Origin of the sequence: Methylotenera sp. L2L1 (genome assembly GCF_000744605.1) — a bacterium.
Classification (GTDB): Bacteria; Pseudomonadota; Gammaproteobacteria; order Burkholderiales; family Methylophilaceae; genus Methylotenera.
In genome coordinates, this window is record NZ_JQMG01000001.1 from 588104 (window position 1) to 606192 (window position 18089).

Annotated in this window: 21 protein-coding genes and 1 pseudogene; 6 read left to right on the plus strand and 16 right to left on the minus strand. The window is 43.9% G+C overall.

Features of this window, described 5'->3' with window-relative positions:
- Positions 1-35 precede the first annotated feature (35 nt).
- Positions 36-2378: a catecholate siderophore receptor Fiu gene (locus FG24_RS02805; protein WP_036300769.1), complete on the minus strand. Its 2343-nt coding sequence runs from the start codon at positions 2376-2378 to the stop codon at positions 36-38.
- Positions 2379-2479: 101 nt separating this feature from the next.
- Positions 2480-3166, minus strand: coding sequence for a hypothetical protein (locus FG24_RS02810; RefSeq protein ID WP_152553388.1), 687 nt, complete (start codon positions 3164-3166; stop codon positions 2480-2482).
- Positions 3167-3464: 298 nt separating this feature from the next.
- Here FG24_RS02810 and FG24_RS02815 point away from each other — a divergent pair, with 298 nt between their 5' ends.
- From FG24_RS02815 to FG24_RS12990, 5 genes and pseudogenes are all read left to right on the plus strand, one after another.
- On the plus strand, positions 3465-4928 hold the full coding sequence (locus FG24_RS02815; protein WP_036300775.1) for a TolC family protein: 1464 nt from the start codon (positions 3465-3467) through the stop codon (positions 4926-4928).
- A gap of 11 nt (positions 4929-4939) precedes the next feature.
- Positions 4940-6157, plus strand: coding sequence for an efflux RND transporter periplasmic adaptor subunit (locus tag FG24_RS02820; RefSeq protein WP_036300778.1), 1218 nt, complete (start codon positions 4940-4942; stop codon positions 6155-6157).
- Positions 6158-6172: 15 nt separating this feature from the next.
- Positions 6173-6922 (plus strand): ABC transporter ATP-binding protein, encoded by a 750-nt coding sequence (locus FG24_RS02825; RefSeq protein ID WP_036303879.1) that lies wholly within the window; start codon positions 6173-6175, stop codon positions 6920-6922.
- Complete coding sequence (locus FG24_RS02830; protein ID WP_036300782.1) at positions 6922-8145, plus strand: ABC transporter permease; 1224 nt, start codon at positions 6922-6924, stop codon at positions 8143-8145. The genes FG24_RS02825 and FG24_RS02830 overlap by 1 nt, the downstream gene beginning before the upstream one ends.
- A 249-nt stretch (positions 8146-8394) precedes the next feature.
- Positions 8395-9015: pseudogene (locus FG24_RS12990) on the plus strand (cation transporter).
- Between the two features lie 208 nt (positions 9016-9223).
- On the opposite strand, the gene FG24_RS02840 reads toward FG24_RS12990, so the two are convergent.
- The 9 genes from FG24_RS02840 to FG24_RS02880 all read right to left on the minus strand — a co-directional run bounded on the left by FG24_RS02840 (position 9224) and on the right by FG24_RS02880 (position 13562).
- Positions 9224-9643 carry an ExbD/TolR family protein gene (locus tag FG24_RS02840; RefSeq protein WP_036300784.1) on the minus strand — a complete coding sequence of 140 codons (420 nt, stop codon included), beginning with the start codon at positions 9641-9643 and terminating at the stop codon, positions 9224-9226.
- On the minus strand, positions 9640-10389 hold the full coding sequence (locus FG24_RS02845; RefSeq protein ID WP_235189712.1) for a MotA/TolQ/ExbB proton channel family protein: 750 nt from the start codon (positions 10387-10389) through the stop codon (positions 9640-9642). Before FG24_RS02845 ends, FG24_RS02840 begins: the two co-directional genes overlap by 4 nt.
- Before the next feature lie 114 nt (positions 10390-10503).
- Positions 10504-11337 carry an energy transducer TonB gene (locus FG24_RS02850; protein WP_036300787.1) on the minus strand — a complete coding sequence of 278 codons (834 nt, stop codon included), beginning with the start codon at positions 11335-11337 and terminating at the stop codon, positions 10504-10506.
- A 49-nt stretch (positions 11338-11386) separates the two neighbouring features.
- Entirely contained in the window at positions 11387-11557 is a 171-nt protein-coding gene (gene hemP / locus FG24_RS02855; protein WP_036300789.1) for a hemin uptake protein HemP, read from the minus strand.
- A 146-nt stretch (positions 11558-11703) separates the two neighbouring features.
- A complete protein-coding gene (locus tag FG24_RS02860; protein ID WP_200876862.1) occupies positions 11704-11976 on the minus strand; it encodes a DUF6686 family protein in 273 nt (90 codons plus the stop codon).
- A gap of 7 nt (positions 11977-11983) precedes the next feature.
- Positions 11984-12205: a hemin uptake protein HemP gene (locus FG24_RS02865; RefSeq protein WP_019897020.1), complete on the minus strand. Its 222-nt coding sequence runs from the start codon at positions 12203-12205 to the stop codon at positions 11984-11986.
- A 167-nt stretch (positions 12206-12372) separates the two neighbouring features.
- The gene (gene rpsD, locus FG24_RS02870; protein ID WP_036300791.1) at positions 12373-12990 is read right to left on the minus strand and encodes a 30S ribosomal protein S4; all 618 of its coding nucleotides are present in this window, start codon (positions 12988-12990) and stop codon (positions 12373-12375) included.
- 33 nt (positions 12991-13023) lie between these two features.
- Positions 13024-13323, minus strand: coding sequence for a hypothetical protein (locus FG24_RS02875; RefSeq protein ID WP_036300795.1), 300 nt, complete (start codon positions 13321-13323; stop codon positions 13024-13026).
- A 29-nt stretch (positions 13324-13352) separates the two neighbouring features.
- Entirely contained in the window at positions 13353-13562 is a 210-nt protein-coding gene (locus tag FG24_RS02880; protein WP_019897017.1) for a hypothetical protein, read from the minus strand.
- A 338-nt stretch (positions 13563-13900) separates the two neighbouring features.
- Here FG24_RS02880 and pqqA point away from each other — a divergent pair, with 338 nt between their 5' ends.
- Complete coding sequence (gene pqqA, locus FG24_RS12480) at positions 13901-13972, plus strand: pyrroloquinoline quinone precursor peptide PqqA (RefSeq protein WP_135278826.1); 72 nt, start codon at positions 13901-13903, stop codon at positions 13970-13972.
- Positions 13973-14061: 89 nt separating this feature from the next.
- Here pqqA and yegQ read toward each other — a convergent pair whose 3' ends face one another.
- From yegQ to FG24_RS02905, 5 genes are all read right to left on the minus strand, one after another.
- Positions 14062-15411, minus strand: coding sequence for a tRNA 5-hydroxyuridine modification protein YegQ (gene yegQ / locus FG24_RS02885; RefSeq protein ID WP_036300799.1), 1350 nt, complete (start codon positions 15409-15411; stop codon positions 14062-14064).
- 214 nt (positions 15412-15625) lie between these two features.
- Positions 15626-15907, minus strand: a complete 282-nt coding sequence (locus FG24_RS02890) for a GIY-YIG nuclease family protein (protein ID WP_036300801.1) — start codon at positions 15905-15907, stop codon at positions 15626-15628.
- 209 nt (positions 15908-16116) lie between these two features.
- Entirely contained in the window at positions 16117-16536 is a 420-nt protein-coding gene (locus tag FG24_RS02895; protein WP_015833053.1) for a secondary thiamine-phosphate synthase enzyme YjbQ, read from the minus strand.
- Positions 16537-16676: 140 nt separating this feature from the next.
- Positions 16677-17486 carry a quinoprotein dehydrogenase-associated SoxYZ-like carrier gene (locus FG24_RS02900; protein WP_051901403.1) on the minus strand — a complete coding sequence of 270 codons (810 nt, stop codon included), beginning with the start codon at positions 17484-17486 and terminating at the stop codon, positions 16677-16679.
- A gap of 113 nt (positions 17487-17599) precedes the next feature.
- Complete coding sequence (locus FG24_RS02905) at positions 17600-17995, minus strand: VOC family protein (protein WP_036300803.1); 396 nt, start codon at positions 17993-17995, stop codon at positions 17600-17602.
- Positions 17996-18089: the final 94 nt, after the last annotated feature.

The window sequence follows — 18089 nt, forward strand, 5'->3', positions numbered from 1 at the left end:
AGCGTTTAGCTGGCGGGCTTGTGCTGCTAATCCGATTAGAACATGAACTCAGCTGTCAGCATTCCAGAACGTGGCAGACCTAAGCGTACACGCGAACCACCGTTGTTTAATGTTTCAACATATTCTTTGTCAAAAATGTTGTACACATTCAGGCGCAAATTAAGATTCTTATTAACAGCATAAGCAACCATCGCATCTGCTACAACATAAGATTCAATGCTAGGCGTGTTGGTTATTGCGGGGTCTGTAACAGTCACTAGACGTTTTTGTTCACCCATATAACGTGCACCACCACCAAACGTAAAGCCATTGAACTGATATTGCGACCACAGTGTTGCACTGTAATCAGGCGTCCAACGCACACCATTGGTTACAGTAGTAATACCAGTCGTTGCGCTGTAGCTTTGTTGATCTAAAGCTTTAGCATTTAATTTAGTCACACCTGCTGATAATTGCCAGTGTTCAGTTAACTGACCAATTGCCAACAATTCTAGACCAGTGACGCGGGTACGGCCGATTTGCTCAGGTTGAAGCAGGTCATTAAATGAAGTCTGCTTATCATTCTCTGTACGGAAAATTGCTGCAGAAACGTTTAATTGATTATTTAATAAGTCCCACTTAGTACCAAGCTCGATGTTATCTGTTTTTTGTGGATCAAGTGCGCCGTTGTTTTGGTTATTTGCTGTAGAAGTTAAAGCAAAGTTTGCACTGCCCGGTGGAGTATATGACGTAGCATACGATGCGTAGATACTACCGTTCGTTGCAGGCTTAAATAACACACCTGTTTTCCAGCTTAACAAGTTATCAGAAGCACTACCACCTGATGGCGCGATTGAACCTGTTGCATAACCTGGGAATGAAGCTTGGTTAGTGCTAGTCACAATAGTGCCAGCTGTCGTTCTGGTGTTGTAATGCTCGTAACGTAAACCAGCATTCACCTGCCATTTGTCAGTTAAATCTACTGTATCAAATGCGTAAATTGCCGCAGTGGTGGTTCTGCCGTCTGTCTCAGTACCCGGAATTGCATAAGGGATGCCTAATACGTCATTCGAATTTGGGTTGTATAGATTTGCATTTGGGTTGCTAATTGCAGTGTAAGTTACACCATTAACAGTTTGTCCAGTCGTACCGAAGCCCTTACTTTTTTGGCTTTCGTACATAAACTCAAGACCGCCGGCAAATGAGTTTTTGAACCCGGCGACATCAAAAATAGTATTTAAACTGGTTTGGTTAACCAGAATTTCATCATCACGATCAATACGTTGACGTGAACGGCTCAGTGTCCAAGTGTTTGCATCCGCACTTGATGCGGAAATTGCATTCACACCTGTTACAACACGATCCACATTAGTTTTACCATAGCGCGAAATATTGCGTATCGTTGTAGTTGGCGTTAAATCATGTTCAAACTTAGCAGTAATCATATCTGCTTCGACTTTTTCATAATCGTTATCGCTACCGTAGTAATTCTCACGGTCAACTTTTCCACCAGCATTAATGCGCTCTGCCTCTAATGTTTGCGCTGCTGTTGGAGTGGTTGCTGGCGAGGTTACGCTTGGTGTTCGATAAAAACCTTTTCTACCTACTGTAGGAATACCACCATCAGGCGTATTGTCCTGACGCACATGTTGTGAGTACAGGTATAAGCGTGTAGGACCGCCTAAGCCAAAAGCAATCGACGGTGCAACTGAGAAGTTTTGATTATCAACTTTATCACGCTTATCTACATTACCATCAAAAGCTAAGGCGTTTAAACGTACGGCCGTAGTTTCACCAATCACTTGGTTCAAATCAACTGTAGCGCGTTTTTTATCCGCAGTGCCATAACCCACTGTTGCATAATTTTTGCCGTTTAAGCTAGGCAATTTACTGATCAAGTTAATATAACCAGATGCCGCACCACGGCCAATGTCGGCACCGGCTGGACCTTTTACCACTTCAACTTGCTCTAGGTTAAATACATCGCGAGAAACTGCACCCAAATCACGAATACCATCTACAAACAATTGGTTAGAAGCGTTAAAACCACGCATAGAGAATGTATCGCCTGCTGAGGTATTGCCGTTTTCACCCAACTGAATCGTAATGCCGGGTGTATTACGTAGTGCATCTGTTAATGAAAACACACCTTGCTCACGCAGTAGTTCTTTTTTAATGACCTGCACTGTTTGTGTGGTGTCTAGCAATGGCTTAGTAAACTTATTATTGGCTGACTCATCTGCCTTAAATGGCACCTCAGGAGCAGCCGTGACATTCACTTCTGGAAGCTGAGCAGCCTCATTAGACTCAGTTGCGGCATTCGCGCCAAAGGATAATGTGGCTGCCACTAGCGCTGCGATGCGCGCCGGGTTGTGTTTACGACTACGGATATAACTCATGGTACTTTCCTCTTTATTCAAAATATCTGGCTGGCTAGAGGGAAATACCGTTGGCTGGCTTGATGTGCTAGTTAAATTATTTTTTTACATGTTTCACTTATTTATTTTTTAATACTCAAACTAATGGTATGTCGAATGGCATCATATTGATCCCCTTCAAATTGACCTTTGACAGCTTCTAAATGGGCAGTTTCAATCACGTACAAACCATTCCATGGCTGTTCGAAACTAATTTCGCCAGCATCATTCGTTTTAAATTCACGCTGCCACTGATTTGGCGCAGTGACCACTAAGGCTACTTTTGCTAGCGGCTTACCGTGAAAATTTAAGCGGTAGGTATTTTTACCCACCGGCTGAATGTCCAGTGCAAGCTTAGATGCAGGCTCTGCATCCGCCAGTGCAAATCGCGCATATTGCATAGGCTTTAACATGCCAATTTTAGGATCTTTTGAATCCCGTACTTTAAATGCCAGCGCTTGCACAACAACTGCCTGACGATCAGTCATCGGTTGGTTTTCTTGCGTCAACTGCAAATAATCCGCTTGGCGAGTAAAGCCAAGCTTATCGCCACTTTTTTCTGTCAAAGCTGAGACCTCTAATGCAGTGACTTTATCTAAAGTACCACCTGTTTTTTCACGCAGATTATCGCCGTATTCACCAAAACAAACGTGCGATGCACCCGCGACCGGTTCAATCCAAATAGCGTGCGCACCTGCATTGGCAGATGCTAGTGTTAATACAACAGCCGCGACTAATTGCCGTAAACTTAATGCCTTTATGCCCATCATAAATCCCCTTAAATATTGTGTGGCTGGCTAGAGGATTTACCGTTGGCTGGCTAAAAATATGAAATATGCGATTCGAATGTAAAACTATGTAAAAGTCCTTGCATTCGGCCCCAATTCATTTGCTAATGATAACCGTTCTCATTTACAATTGCAACCCTTATGCAATACGAACTTTTCAATGACTGGGCTACCCTAAATAGTGCTAGTCTCTTAAAGTGTGTAATTTAAAGCTTCGATTGCGGATATTAACGTCTTTAAAATTCAGTCTATATAAATAAAAATTGTGCCTAAACATCAAATGAAAAAACGCTTTTTTGTGGCTAGCTTAATGCTAGTCACGCACCATGCATTCGCCGAAGGTGGCGTTTGGTATACCGATAAAAACTCTTCACGCAACGACCCTTTGCACACCAATCTATTCTCGCTGCCGCAATTGGCTGATGAATACCAAGGCTCGCCTTGTGATGGCTTGATGAGTGGGGAAAACCTTGAAAAACCACTGACCTTGGCAGAGGTTGCTGATGCAAGCTTATGCAACAATCCACAAACACGCGAGGTGTGGGCAAGCACTCGTGTACAGGCGGCTCAACTTGGGATTGCAAAGTCTGCATATTTGCCATCGCTCACCGATAACATTTCAGTGAACAATAGTGTGCTCCGCCCAGAATCAAGCACCCGCAGTAATCCCAACTTAAACTTGAGCAACAGCTTGGTGGCGAGTTACCTGCTATATGATTTTGGCAACCGTAATGCAAACCTCGAAAATGCGCGCCAATTGCTATTATCGGCAAGTGCCAGCCAAAGCAGCACAGTGCAGAGTGTGTTGCTGTCTGCCACGGTAGCGTTTTATCAAGTACAAGCGAGCATGGCAGCAGTGGATGCTGCATTAGAAGCGGAACGTGCAAGCAGTGAGAGTTTCAAAGCAGCCGAGGCACGCTATAAATCAGGTGTATCCACACCGGCTGATAAGCTACAGGCACAAACTGCCTATGCACAACTCACATTGACGCGCATCACCAGTGAGGGCAACTTACAAACCGCCTATGGTAATTTAGCCAATGTGATGGGCTTACCCGCTAATCAGAAAGTATTATTGGTCAGCAATACTGCAAAACCATCAACTAATATACTAAATGACGTTAACTCACTCATTGAGCAAGCCAGTACCCGTCGCCCAGACCTGATTGCTAGCGAAGCACAGCTTAAGGCAGCACAAGCCAGCATTGATGCCAGCAAAGCGGCGGCGAAGCCAACCATTTCAATTTCCATGTCTAACAGCCTGCAGGATGGCTCTCAGTTAGACACCAGCAACAACTCAACCTTAGGTTTTACTGTCGCAATTCCACTCTTTAATGGTTATGCGCCTACCTACAGAATACGTGCCGCTGAAGCTACTGCAGATTTACGCGCAGCGCAGCGTGACCGTTTGCGTTTGCAAATTTCACTTGATGTGTGGAGCGCTTATCAGAATTTACGTACAGCCACGGAGTCTGTCACAGCAACCGAGATATTAGTTGCCAGTGCAGAGGAATCATACCGCGTGGCACTAGGACGTTACAAAGCAGGGGTCGGCAATATTATCGATACGCTTAATGCACAAAGCGCGCTCGCCAGCGCTAGGCAACAGAAAATCCAGGCGGTGCTAAACGCCAACATTACCCGTGCAACACTGGCACAAGCGATGGGCTCACTAGACCATGCCATGATTCAGTCATTACCGAGTGCTACACTTAACTCAGCGTCTACCACCAATACTAACTAACGATATTAGCCATGAAATCACTCAATAAAATAATCTTCATCATTGTGTTACTCGCCTTGACGGCGGGGGCATACTATTACTACCAACGCACCAACAAAACAAACCCAGCAGATGTATACAGATTAGCTGAAATCACTCAAGGTGACATCGAACAAACGGTATCGGCTAACGGCACATTGAACCCTGTGACTCTTGTGAGTGTAGGTACACAAATTTCCGGCATCGTTAAAAAGCTATACGTAGACTTTAACGACGAAGTTAAAAAAGACCAGGTATTGCTAGAGCTAGATAACTCATTATCGATGGCACAAATCAGCCAGTCACAAGCAAGCGTGCGCAACAATCAGGCATCGGTTGAGTTAGCACAAGCGAATGAAAAGCGTATCCGCGAGCTGTATGCCCAAGAGTTCGTCTCTAAGCAAGAGCTTGATACTGCCGTGCAAGTTTTGCGCTCTGCAAAAGCGCAATTAGATAGCGCACGTGGCGTGTTAGCTCGCGACCAAACCAACTTAAACTTCACCATCATCCGCTCACCGGTTTCTGGCGTAGTAGTAGACCGTGTAGTGGATGTAGGCCAGACGGTTGCGGCAAGCTTTCAAACACCTACTTTGATTAAAATCGCGCAAGATCTATCAAAAATGCAGATTAACTCCAGCTTTGCTGAGGCTGATATCGGCAACATTAAAGTTGGGCAAATGACCAAATTCAATGTGGATGCTTTTCCGAATAGAAACTTTGAAGGTATCGTTAAACAAGTACGCTTAAACCCAGTCAACACTTCAAACGTGGTCACTTACGACGTAGTGGTTTCTGTCGACAATAAAGACCAACTATTGCTTCCCGGGATGACAGCCTATGTCAATATTGGTGTGAGCAAGCGTGAGCAAGCCTTGCTAGTGCCAAACGCAGCACTACGTTATAAACCTAAGTTAGATGAAAACAACGCAGATAGTCCCAAAGGCGAGATGCGTAAAAATGGGGAAGCACGTAAGAAGAAAAACAAAGGTGACGACCTAAACACCGGTACCATTTATATCTTGAAAGATGATAAGCCATCAGCAATCAAAGTGCGTTTAGGTATTACAGATGGCCGCTTTACAGAGATTACTGGCAGAGATTTACAGGCTAAAGGAGTAGATGTCGGCACTCAACTGATTGTGGCTGAATTACAAAACAATGGATCAGCTCAAGCAGGTGGTAACAACATGCGCGGCCCAAGAATGTTCTAGATGGGAGTTGAAGCCATGCAAAATAGTGTCATAGAAGTCAGTAGCTTATATAAAGATTACCAAACCGCCGCTGGGCCATTTCCTGTGCTAAAAGATGTAAACCTACGCATCGAAAATGGTGACTATGTCGCCATCATGGGCCCATCTGGCTCTGGCAAGTCTACCTTTATGAACATTCTAGGCTGCCTAGACAAACCAAGCAAAGGTCAGTACGTGTTAGATGGCCATCCTGTTGCCAATATGGAGCAAAACGCAGTGGCGCAGGTGCGCAACAAAACCATAGGCTTTGTGTTTCAGGGCTTTAATTTGTTGGCACGCTCTAGCCTATTAGATAATGTTGCGTTACCACTGGTATATGCAGGTATTGATAAGCCGCAACGCCATGCCCGTGCAAAACTGATGCTAGAAAAAGTAGGCCTAGCAAAGTACCTGCATTCACGCCCTAATCAAATTTCTGGCGGTCAACAACAGCGGGTTGCCATTGCACGCGCCTTGGTGAACAAACCAAGCCTGATCTTAGCGGATGAACCAACAGGCAATCTTGATAGCGTCACTAGTGAAGAAATCATGACGCTATTTTCTGAGCTCAATCAAGAAGGTATTACCATTGTGTTAGTCACCCACGAAAACGACATTGCCGAACACGCCAGCCGCCAAGTGCGCTTTTTGGATGGAAAGATTGTGCAGGACACCCGCACAAAACAGATTGGCATGACCAGCGCATCAACAGCAACCATTACAACACCAACAAGCGAGGCCATTTAATGTTTACCGCAATGCTAGGGGAAGCATGGCACGCCATGGGTGCCAACCGTTTACGTACATTTCTGACCATGCTCGGCATGGTGATAGGCGTTAGTGCTGTTGTGTTGATGATGGCGATTGGGCAAGGTGCTGAAGCAGCGGTCAAACGCTCGATCAGCGCCATGGGTAGCAATTTATTTGTCGTACTATCTGGTCCACCCACAGCAGGCGGTGCAAGATCAGCCACTGGCAATGCACCATCTCTTAATGTTAAAGATGCGAATGCAATTTCTGACCTGGATGGCGTAACCGGTGTTGCGCCTGTGACGATGGGTAAAGCGCAAATCGTTTTTGGTAGCAACAACTGGAATACCGATATCATCGGTACCACGCCAAGCTATCTGGATATACGTGGATGGAACCTCAGTGACGGCTATGCGTTTTCTGAATCAGACATCCGCTCAGCCACCCGCGTCGCCTTGGTGGGAAAAACCATCGTGCAAAATATCTTTGGTGACAATATAGACCCTGTCGGAAAAACCATTCGCATCAAGCAAAGCCCTTTTGTAGTGTTAGGCGTGCTTGAGAGTAAAGGCCAAACACTTGACGGTCGCGATCAGGATGACACCATTATTGTGCCGCTCACCACCGCTCAGCGTAAACTGTTTGGTAACCAGTTGCCAGGCAGTGTGCGACAAATTATGGTGCAGGCAGAGTCTGACAACACCATGCCGATGGTAGAACAAGGCTTAAACAGCCTGCTCAACCAGCGTCATAATATTAGAGAAGGTTCAGACAGTGATTTTTCTGTGCGTAACCTTACGGCAATTGCCAACTCAGCGGCTGAAACCACACGCACCATGTCTCTGCTGTTAGGTGCAATTGCCTCTGTGTCTTTGCTGGTAGGCGGCATCGGCATCATGAACATCATGCTGGTGTCAGTCACCGAGCGCACACGTGAAATTGGCATTCGCATGGCGATTGGCGCACGTCAGCGCGACATTCTATTGCAATTCTTATTGGAAGCGATCGTTATCTCTATTGTAGGCTGCCTAATCGGCATTGCGATTGGTGTTGGCGCCGCCGTCATGGTGAACATCATCACCAAAGCAGAAATCATTATTTCGGCAAACTCAGTCGCGATTGCCTTTGGTGTAGCTGCAAGCATTGGTGTGTTCTTTGGCTTTTACCCTGCGCGCAAAGCGGCAATGCTCAACCCGATTGAAGCATTACGCTATCAATAACACACTACAAGATAGTGCTATTTAGCTATCTGTTCTAATTAATTAGCAACTTAATCTATTGGCTGTTTAATACTTGCAGTCAGTAGATTAAATCTTGCTGACCCTCCCCTGCCTACTCTTCAATACGCTCGATGACTCAAGCCGTCATTTTAGAACATACTGACAACCGACTTTATTACAGTTACGATAAGTACATGTAACGCTCAAATGCTATCTCCGCACAAAGCAAACAAATGCTAAGGAAAAAGTATGGCTAAAGATTGTTGTCATGACGGGTGCAGTAACCCCACGCTACTAACGCCTAAATATAAGAAAATACTTTGGGTTGCGTTAGTCATCAATGCCACAATGTTCTTCGTTGAAATTTCAAGTGGGCTTCATGCGCAATCCGTATCACTGATGGCGGACGCAATCGACTTCTTTGGTGATGCCATGAACTATGGGATATCTCTAGCCGTGCTATCCATGAGCTTTGCGTGGCGCGCTCGTGCCGCGCTGTTTAAAGGACTATGTATGGGCAGTTTTGGCTTATTGATACTTGCCACCACCGTATGATCTACCATGCATGGTGAAGTACCAGAAGCCTACACGATGGGGTTGGTAGGTTTTATTGCGCTACTGGCGAATGTAAGCGTTGCTATGATGCTCTATGCCTACCGTGATGGAGACGCCAACATGCAGTCGGTATGGCTATGCAGCAGAAATGATGCGATCGGAAATATTGCCGTCATGATGGCAGCATTAGGCGTATGGGGAAGCAAAAGTGCATGGCCTGATCTGATTGTGGCGGTTATTATGGCAAGCCTAGGTGTTTCTGCGGCGATGCAAGTAATAAAAAGAGCGAGATCAGAATTAAATCATCACCAATAAAATATCAACATCGGTTTCAATCTAGGTAAAGCCACAATCGCCAAAGCCTCAATCACCAGAGCCCCAATCATAGGTGCCGTCAGAAAATTTTCAAGCTAAGAAAAGTAGCTGATTACAAGAGCAGCCAACTAACTAACATACAATCATGACGCAAAAAAAATGGCACAGTTCACACTGCGCCATTGCTCACTATCCAACCAATAAGTAATTACTTACTTTCGCTTACAAAACCCATTTTACTCACGCCTGAATTTTGCGCATCAGCCATTACCTCAGCTAAAACTTGATAGCGCGTTTCTTTATCGGCACGTATATTTAACTCTGGCTGTGGTTTTTTCTGGGCAATTTCTTTTAATTTCAATTTCAGCTCACCTTGCACCAGCGGCATATCATTCCAGTACATTTTGCCAGACGCATCAATCGATACTGAAATCACTTCCGGCTTTTCAGGGATAGGCTGACTGCTTGTTTGTGGTAAATCAATTTTTACAGCATGCGTCAGTAATGGTGCCGTAATGATAAATATCACCAATAACACTAACATCACATCCACTAGCGGTGTGGTGTTAATCTCGGACATCGGTGCAGAGTGTGATGCACCGCCTACATTACTTCCTGACCCTATCATGCTGCAGCACCTGCAACATGCATCGCCTGCCCAGCAACATCTTGTTTATATGCACGTCTAGCACCCATCACGGCACCTGTCGTAATCAAGGTATGCAATTCGTAACCGAATTTCTCAAGCTCGGCAGATAAAGTTCGATTACTACGTACAATCGCGTTATAAGCTAGCACTGCCGGAATAGCCACAGCCAAACCTAAGGCAGTCATAATCAACGCCTCACCGACTGGCCCAGCTACTTTATCTAAAGTGGCCTGACCACTTAAGCTGATGCTAGCAAGTGCATGGTAAATACCCCACACAGTACCAAACAGACCAACAAACGGTGATACGCTACCCACAGAAGCTAATACGGTTAAACCGCCTTCCATATTTGCATTTTCCTCTGCAATGCTGCGGTTCATGGCACGTGCTACAAATTCATCTTGCGCAACCATCTCTGTCCCTTTTGCAACAGACAACTTATGATGCTCAGCCGCTAAAATCGCTTTTTCTGCCAACCTAGCTAATCCTGTATTTGCATACGCTTGGCTTTGTTTAATCGCCACAGCCAAACTTGGTGCTTGTGAGAAGGCCTGTAAAAATGACTGATAAGCACTACGCATACGCCATGCAGTCACACTTCTGCTAACGATCAAATACCAGCTCGCCACAGACATTGTTAACAATATCAAAGCAACCAACATAGAAACTGGTCCACCTGCCGTGATAAATTCCCAACTATTAAACTCATAACCGTTTTGCATCATTACCCTCGCTTCATTCTTAATCTATTGATGACCTATATTCATAACTATATGGGTTCATTAACTTATGGTTCATTAATCTATGCGTGCATAAATAATGTCATCGACCTTGGCTACTTAGCCATTTAGCGTGAAATTCACTGGCACCAGCACGTAAGCACTAATTGGCTGATTACTACGTTTTGCTGGTACAAAACTCCACTTTTTAACAGCATCAATCGCTGCCTGATCTAACTTTTGATGACCACTACTGGTGTCTACTTTGACAGCCTCAGCTTTACCATCTTGTGACACTAACACTTTAAGTAACACCTTGCCTTGTTCACCCATTCTTCTTGCTTGCATTGGGTAAGCCGGTGCAGGGTTATTTAAATACGCTGCGCCAAAACTAGGTGGTTCAACCACAGGCTCTGCTGCCACTTTCTCATTAGCAGGCTTGTCGGTTGTTTCTGTTGCTTTTGCTGATTGTTGCGGCTCGACAGGCTTACTCTCTGCTACAACCGCTGCTTCGTTTTTCTCTGCAACCACAGGTTCGACTGGCTCAATTTTCCTGGCCGCATCTTCATTCACGACTACTTTTTTCTCTACGACTTTTTGCTTTTGTACGACAGGCTTCTTAACAGGCTGTACTTGCTCTACGGGCGGCTTAGGCGCTTCCTCTGGGGCATCTGCAACTTGGCTCACCAAGCTAACCATCATTGGCGTTTCCAGCTTATTCAGCACAACGGTTTCTGGTTGGGCATTCAACACACCGGCTACAGCCCCCATATGCACCAGAGTCACAAACGCTAACATTCGGTAAGAGATTTTTTTCTTGTCTACGCGCGCCGCACCAATGTGCGTATTAATCGGCAGATGTTTCACATTAGATTGACTAACAGTCTCTGCCCTCATGGCAACAGGCTCCAAAAAGAAGTGAGTATTCACTGCAAGCTCTGAATTTGTCATCATACCTCCTCCTATTCTATCGCGTAAAAACTGTAGCCCAACTTAGGAAATACTACTTTGTAAGAATCAACTTACCCTGATTGGTAAGTCTTAAGCGGTAATCCTCACCAACGTGTTTAATCACCAGCTCGCGCGCACCTGAAAATAACAACTCACTGGTTGTCACCCTAGCCACAGAGGACTCTGCAACCTTGGTTTCATGTTTTTTTTCATCAAGCATCATTCGTCTGGCTCATTCTTAAGTTTTGATTTCTAGCATTAAATCATTTCAATGCAGAAAGGCTAATGATAATTGTTATCATTTAGATTTGTCAATGATTTTATGCTTTAGTTGATATCTATGTGTTTGATTTTATTTAATTGCGCTGACTAATGGATGCTGCAATTAATGGCGGACTGCTGCGCATAACTAGCTTTTTCTTGTTGATACAACGCCAACCTAGTATCCGCATCTGCTAATAAAGCTTTTAAGGTATGCAATGTGCCAGCATCGATTCTTAAACTAATGGCACCTAGCTCCAGCTCGGCCACATTACAATTTTCGCAAAACACGATCTGGCCACTTTCATTTTTAGACAACAAAATACGTAAGCACGATGCTTGATTGCTTGGAGCGTTATCTAGCACTTTGTTAATTTTCATGTCACACCTATTTAGTGAGTATCAGTTTATTTTGTTTAGTAATGCGTAAAAAATAAGTTTCATCCTCGTGATCAATCATCACTTCCTTCACATTCGTAAACAGCTTGTCGCTATTCAATCTTTTTATTCTAGAAATCTTAATGTCATCCTGCGTGCGCGTACTGTCTGTCACAATTGCTATATCAAAACTCATATGTTCTTTAGAGGTTAAATTAGTAATAATTTTCATGATGGCAGCCCAATTGAGTCACTAAAATTAAAAAGATGGCCGACTTACATAAGCGATTAACTTAATGCAACCATAAAATGATCGGTTAAGATCAAGGAGACGCATGTTGCCATGCAGTACTACATTTGAGCCGCTGTTAGGAGCAACTCAAATTCTGTTGCCAACCGCTACACGCGGTTAGCGTAATATTCAACCACCAATTGCACATCCACAGGGAACGGCACATCGCTGACCGCTGGCAAGTGCGCCACTTTCACCACTTGCGTGGCCGTATCCCAAGCCAACCATTCTGGTCGCTCTAAAGATGGCTGCTTAACAGTTTCTACCACCATTGGAATATTTTTACTTTTGGCCTTAACCGTGATTTCATCACCCACATTCAATCTGATCGACGGAATGTTAGCTGGCTTGCCGTTTAACATGAGATGTCCATGACTGACTAACTGCCTTGCAGCAATCACCGTAGGTGCAAATCCCGCACGGAAAACCACGTTATCCATTCTGCGCTCTAGTAACTGTAGTAACCGCTCGCCTGTAGGTTCCTTACCTTTACGTGCGTCCAGTATCAATCTACGCATCTGCGTCTCGGTTAACCCGTAATTGAAGCGAATCTTTTGTTTTTCCTGTAACTTCACACCAAAATCAGAGCGGCGCTTGCGCGATGCCTTATTACCGTGCTGGCCTGGCGGCGTTGGGCGTGCTTCAATGGTTTTACGTGACAATCCAGGTAAATCCACCCCTAATGCACGCATCACTTTTAATCTAGGACCAATAAATCGAGACATCTTGTTTCCTTATCTATTTACTATGTAATTAACTTATTGCAATGTGTTATGTGTTGCCATCAACCAATTGTCGTCAGTGCCATATTCACTGACGATTACTTGCCATTGCTTCACCAAGCGCTCAGCAATATCTTCAATGAGCTTTGTATCGGCGTACTCAGGCGCAGTTAACTTATGAGCCAGCTCACTCGCCAGCACTGCCAACTCGTGTGATGGCTTCAGTGCATACTGTGTCGCTACACAACAAATGGCAGCCATCAACTCTCTAGACGTTGGCAACTCTGGGTCAAATAGTTCGCTTGGTGCTTTTAATGCCGATACTTGTTTTTGCATGTTTATACTCACTTGGTTTATTCGCTTGATTACTGCACTTGATGCAATTCAGTTTGCATCACCAACCTTGCCACTGCTTTACGCATCATTTCATTCATCATGAAAAAGTTACGCACTTCTAGCCGTAATGAAGTGTCTCCAATTTCAAGCTCAACAATGTCTTTCGCTTTGTTATAAAGCACTTTGCAATCTTCATTACCTGTCAGTTTCGCTTGGCTAATAATTAACTGCTTACTCATGACGTACTCCAATCTAGGAATTTAAATAAATGATAATCATTCTCATTTGATATGTCAACACATAATTGGCGACTAAATTAGTAAAGTATTATCAACCCCGCTAATTAAGGCATACGACATGCTAGATAGCTTAAAAATAGAAAATTCAAACAGATGAGTATCACTATCCTATCTACGCTAAATGACAGGCGTCCATCTCATGATTTCACTTAAGTAGCATTCATGAATACAAATAGCATGTAAATATGCATACAAGCGCACAATGTTTTCAACGAACTAGCAACATCGAAAACCCAATGAAATGCTAGTTCTAAAATTAATTTATACGGAGAATGATCATGTGGACATCACCATCAGCAACTGAAATGCGTTTTGGTTTTGAAGTAACCATGTACGTAATGAATAAGTAATACGTTTTTTCAGCAATAAAAAAGGGAGCAATTGCTCCCTTTTTTATTAAATACGTAAAGCCATCACAGCTAAATTTTACTCAACAACTTTATAGATACTTAACGACCATCGCATTATTCAAATCGCCCGCAGTAATCGGCAGCTTAACGTAGTAACCACTACCTGAAGCCTCCTGTATCGGCTCACCTTTTTTATTAAACATGGCTTCAACGACAATATCTTGATTGCCTGTAGGATGTATCACCTGCAAACGATCACCCACGGCAAACTTGTTGCGTGCTTCAATATCAGCCAAGCCTTTTTCAGCATCATAGGCCACAACATCTCCTACATATAAACTGCGGTTAGAACTTGAATAACCTTGCTTATAATTTTGATGCTCGGCGGTGTGATGACGTTGATAAAAACCATCGGTGTAACCACGATTAGCCAAGTTCTCTAAATCACCCAGCAAGTTCCAATCAAATGGACGGCCAGCTAATGCATCATCAATCGCTTGACGATAATTTTGGCAAGTACGTGCTACGTAGTAACGTGATTTAGTCCGCCCTTCAATCTTAAGCGAATCCACCCCCATCTTAATCAAGCGCTCTATGTGTTCAATGGCTCGTAAGTCCTTACTGTTCATAATGTAAGTGCCGTGCTCATCTTCCTCGATTGGCAGCAACTCTCCTGGACGGCCTTTTTCTTCAATCAGATAAACCTTGTCCGCTAATGGATGGCGCGGCAGGCTGCCACAACCAGACAAACTTGATTTTTCCATTTCAGCTTTAAAGTCAAACTCATCCAGACGTATCACACCCGCCGCATCTTCTGCCGCGTCATGCACTTTATAATCCCAACGACAGCTATTGGTACAAGTGCCTTGATTCGGGTCACGCTGGTTAAAATACCCAGAAAGCAAGCAACGCCCAGAGTAAGCAATACATAAAGCGCCATGCACAAAAACTTCTAATTCCATCTCTGGGCAACGCTGGCGAATATCCTCAATTTCGTCTAAAGACAACTCACGCGATAAAATCACACGCGACAATCCTAAACTTTGCCAGAACTTCACCGTCGCAAAGTTCACCGTGTTCGCCTGTACAGAAAGATGCACTGGCACTTCAGGCCACTTCTCACGCACCATCATAATCAAACCAGGATCAGACATAATCAAAGCATCTGGACGCATTGCAATCACAGGCTCCATATCCGCCATATAGGTTTTAACCTTGGCGTTATGTGGCGCAATATTGCTGGCAACAAAAAACTTTTTACCACGCGCATGCGCCTCTTTAATGCCAATCTCAAGGTTCGCCATCGTAAAATCATTATTACGCGCACGTAAGCTATAACGTGGCTGTCCTGCATAGATCGCATCTGCCCCATAATCAAATGCCGTACGCATGCGGTCTAAATCGCCCGCTGGGGCTAAAAGTTCAGGTATTTTCATCATCATTACTTTAATAATTTACATTTCATATAAAACCGTTCGCCCTTCAGACTTTTCTAGTCACTTTACTGGCTTATCGCACCAATCTTGTCGCTTTAGCTACTTACGATTGGTGGTAATACCAAGAACTGGTAGAAAATTGGGGAAGACTTCACACTTTGCTTGCCAGTTTACTTGCTTACAGTCAGAGCCTGCCAAAGGGGGAACAACTTCAAAACTACATTCTTTTACTTTTAGCTAGGTCTGATACTTTTTTCCAATCACCTTGCATCATTGCTTCCTTTTTAGCGCGACTCCACCCCTTGATTTTCTGTTCAGCATTTAGCGCCTCTTCTCTAGTCGGCTTAGATTGACTAAATACTAGCTTTACTGGCAAACGCGTAGACGTATAACCTAATAATTCACCAAATTGATGGCTTGCCAAACGTTTTCCAAGGTTATCAGTATGCCCTGTGTAATAAGAACCATCTGAACATCGTAGGATATAAATCCAAAACATTTTATTTAATTGTGCCGCTCATCCTTCGACAAGCTCAGGACGAACGGGGGTAAATTGATTGAACTTGAACTGATAGGTATTCATAAAAAATGTATCTTATTGGTCATTTTTACTAACTGTAAGCTTCCGTTCGTCCTGAGCTTGTCGAAGGATGACCGTCGAAAGACCGATTATCCAAGGACCGTTTATCAAAGGATGAACACAACAATTTACTCACCGATAATTTTCACCAACACACGCTTCTTACGTCTACCATCAAACTCACCGTAGAAAATCTGTTCCCAAGGGCCAAAATCTAAATCGCCATTCGTAACAGCCACCACTACCTCACGCCCCATGATTTGACGCTTCATATGCGCGTCTGCATTATCCTCGCCGGTATCATTATGGCGATAGCTGCTCACGGGCTCGTGTGGCGCAAGCTTCTCCAACCACTGCGTATAGTCATGATGCAAGCCGCGCTCATCATCATTAATAAACACACTGGCAGTAATATGCATGGCATTGACTAACACCAGACCTTCACGCACACCACTCTCACGTAAACATTCGCGGATTTGTTCAGTAATACGAATAAACGCAACACGGGTAGGTGGATTGAACCAAAGTTCTTTACGATAACTTTTCATCAAATAGTCCTTAATTTTCAATAGCCTAATTTTAACATTGCATTATCTATTTCAGATAAATAATTTCCACATTTTAATCATGGTCAAAAAAAATGGCCTCACATTGGAGGCCATTTCATTACTCAATATCAGTTTTAGCGTTATATTTTCACATCATATTGCTGGCTAAATGTCTTACCTTCATTATCCGTCGCAACCGCCTCTAACTTGCCGGCTGAAGCTGGAATAAAACTAAATTTGAAATATGGATCTTCTGCAGTACCTACACCCACATCCACAGTCATTAATGGCTTACCGCCATAAACAAAATCAACTTTATTGATGTAAAAAGCTGGCACATAACCTTGAGAAACCAAGTCGCGTTGTAAACCTGTACGCATAATGTGCTTAATATTAAAAGTTGCCATCGTTGGCGCACCAACCTTGGCTGAAGCATCCACATTCATCTTAATCCGTCCTGCTGCCGCACGAATCTCAGCTTCATTATTCTCTACCATACCACCACAGCCACCCGCCGCACGAATCACGCGTGAAGCTAAATACAATTGTCCATCCGCAGTTTCACCTACTAAACGCACATAAGCATCTGTCTCAAACCGAATACGCGTTGATAGCTGAAAGTTACCCAATGCATCTGTTAAATGATAAGTTGCCGTGAGTGGAATCGGGTTAGCATCAACAAAGGCATACAGCTTTTTAATCACCACGCCATTTGCCGCTGCGTTATCAACACTATAAGACACTGGCACTTGCGCACCACTTTCCGCGCGTTTTGGTGCATCAATCTTAATGAAATCAACTTCTTTCATTTCTCGCTTTGCAAAGAAAGCCTCTTTCATTACCGCCCATAACTTCGGATCAGCCTCAGCATACGTATTCGCCATAAACGCAACAAACAATCCAGCAGCGACTGCCAGCTTACCGACCCATCTTTGAAATTGCATAGTCATACGATACGCTCCAAAATAGTTTTTATAATTTCTTGTTTTAATACGCCTATGACAAACTATTTTACTAGATAGTTCTCACAGTTTAGTGCTTAGCTACTATGAAAACTCAAGGTTTAAACACCTTCGTTTTCCATATAGAAAAATAGCTCTATGCCATTACCCACAGGGTCTTTAAAATTAATCTGCTTCACACCCAACACAGGCAAATCGCGCGTTGTATAGTGAATATTGTGATGCTTCAAATGTGCTTCCATTGCCGGCATATCGGTACAGGTAAACGAGACATGATCAATCGTCGTCAGCACATTGGTTAATGGCTCACCCTCACCGCGATACTCAGCAAGATGCAACACATGCGTATCGCCAATATAAAGCCAAAACCCTCTGCTGGTAAAGCCCTCACGTGGGCCGACCGTCAAACCCAGCACATCACAGTAAAAGTCTTTAAGTTTTAGCATCGTCTCGTAAGGCGTGCGTAGATTGTAATGATTAAGCTGGGTAACTGGCATAGTATGATTTCAGTAAATTGGTATAGTAAGTCCGATAAGCATTCGGCAACATTAATTAATACACTTTAACATCTTTGGTGCATCGCGTAACTAG

Bases quoted from the DNA above. Each gene is read 5' to 3' on its own strand.
- FG24_RS02805 (WP_036300769.1), bottom strand. From the start codon at position 2,378: ATGAGTTATATCCGTAGTCGTAAACACAACCCGGCGCGCATCGCAGCG.
- FG24_RS02810 (WP_152553388.1), bottom strand. From the start codon at position 3,166: ATGATGGGCATAAAGGCATTAAGTTTACGGCAATTAGTCGCGGCTGTT.
- FG24_RS02815 (WP_036300775.1), top strand. From the start codon at position 3,465: ATGAAAAAACGCTTTTTTGTGGCTAGCTTAATGCTAGTCACGCACCAT.
- FG24_RS02820 (WP_036300778.1), top strand. From the start codon at position 4,940: ATGAAATCACTCAATAAAATAATCTTCATCATTGTGTTACTCGCCTTG.
- FG24_RS02825 (WP_036303879.1), top strand. From the start codon at position 6,173: ATGCAAAATAGTGTCATAGAAGTCAGTAGCTTATATAAAGATTACCAA.
- FG24_RS02830 (WP_036300782.1), top strand. From the start codon at position 6,922: ATGTTTACCGCAATGCTAGGGGAAGCATGGCACGCCATGGGTGCCAAC.
- FG24_RS02840 (WP_036300784.1), bottom strand. From the start codon at position 9,643: ATGATAGGGTCAGGAAGTAATGTAGGCGGTGCATCACACTCTGCACCG.
- FG24_RS02845 (WP_235189712.1), bottom strand. From the start codon at position 10,389: ATGATGCAAAACGGTTATGAGTTTAATAGTTGGGAATTTATCACGGCA.
- FG24_RS02850 (WP_036300787.1), bottom strand. From the start codon at position 11,337: ATGATGACAAATTCAGAGCTTGCAGTGAATACTCACTTCTTTTTGGAG.
- hemP (WP_036300789.1), bottom strand. From the start codon at position 11,557: ATGATGCTTGATGAAAAAAAACATGAAACCAAGGTTGCAGAGTCCTCT.
- FG24_RS02860 (WP_200876862.1), bottom strand. From the start codon at position 11,976: ATGAAAATTAACAAAGTGCTAGATAACGCTCCAAGCAATCAAGCATCG.
- FG24_RS02865 (WP_019897020.1), bottom strand. From the start codon at position 12,205: ATGAAAATTATTACTAATTTAACCTCTAAAGAACATATGAGTTTTGAT.
- rpsD (WP_036300791.1), bottom strand. From the start codon at position 12,990: ATGTCTCGATTTATTGGTCCTAGATTAAAAGTGATGCGTGCATTAGGG.
- FG24_RS02875 (WP_036300795.1), bottom strand. From the start codon at position 13,323: ATGCAAAAACAAGTATCGGCATTAAAAGCACCAAGCGAACTATTTGAC.
- FG24_RS02880 (WP_019897017.1), bottom strand. From the start codon at position 13,562: ATGAGTAAGCAGTTAATTATTAGCCAAGCGAAACTGACAGGTAATGAA.
- yegQ (WP_036300799.1), bottom strand. From the start codon at position 15,411: ATGATGAAAATACCTGAACTTTTAGCCCCAGCGGGCGATTTAGACCGC.
- FG24_RS02890 (WP_036300801.1), bottom strand. From the start codon at position 15,907: ATGTTTTGGATTTATATCCTACGATGTTCAGATGGTTCTTATTACACA.
- FG24_RS02895 (WP_015833053.1), bottom strand. From the start codon at position 16,536: ATGAAAAGTTATCGTAAAGAACTTTGGTTCAATCCACCTACCCGTGTT.
- FG24_RS02900 (WP_051901403.1), bottom strand. From the start codon at position 17,486: ATGACTATGCAATTTCAAAGATGGGTCGGTAAGCTGGCAGTCGCTGCT.
- FG24_RS02905 (WP_036300803.1), bottom strand. From the start codon at position 17,995: ATGCCAGTTACCCAGCTTAATCATTACAATCTACGCACGCCTTACGAG.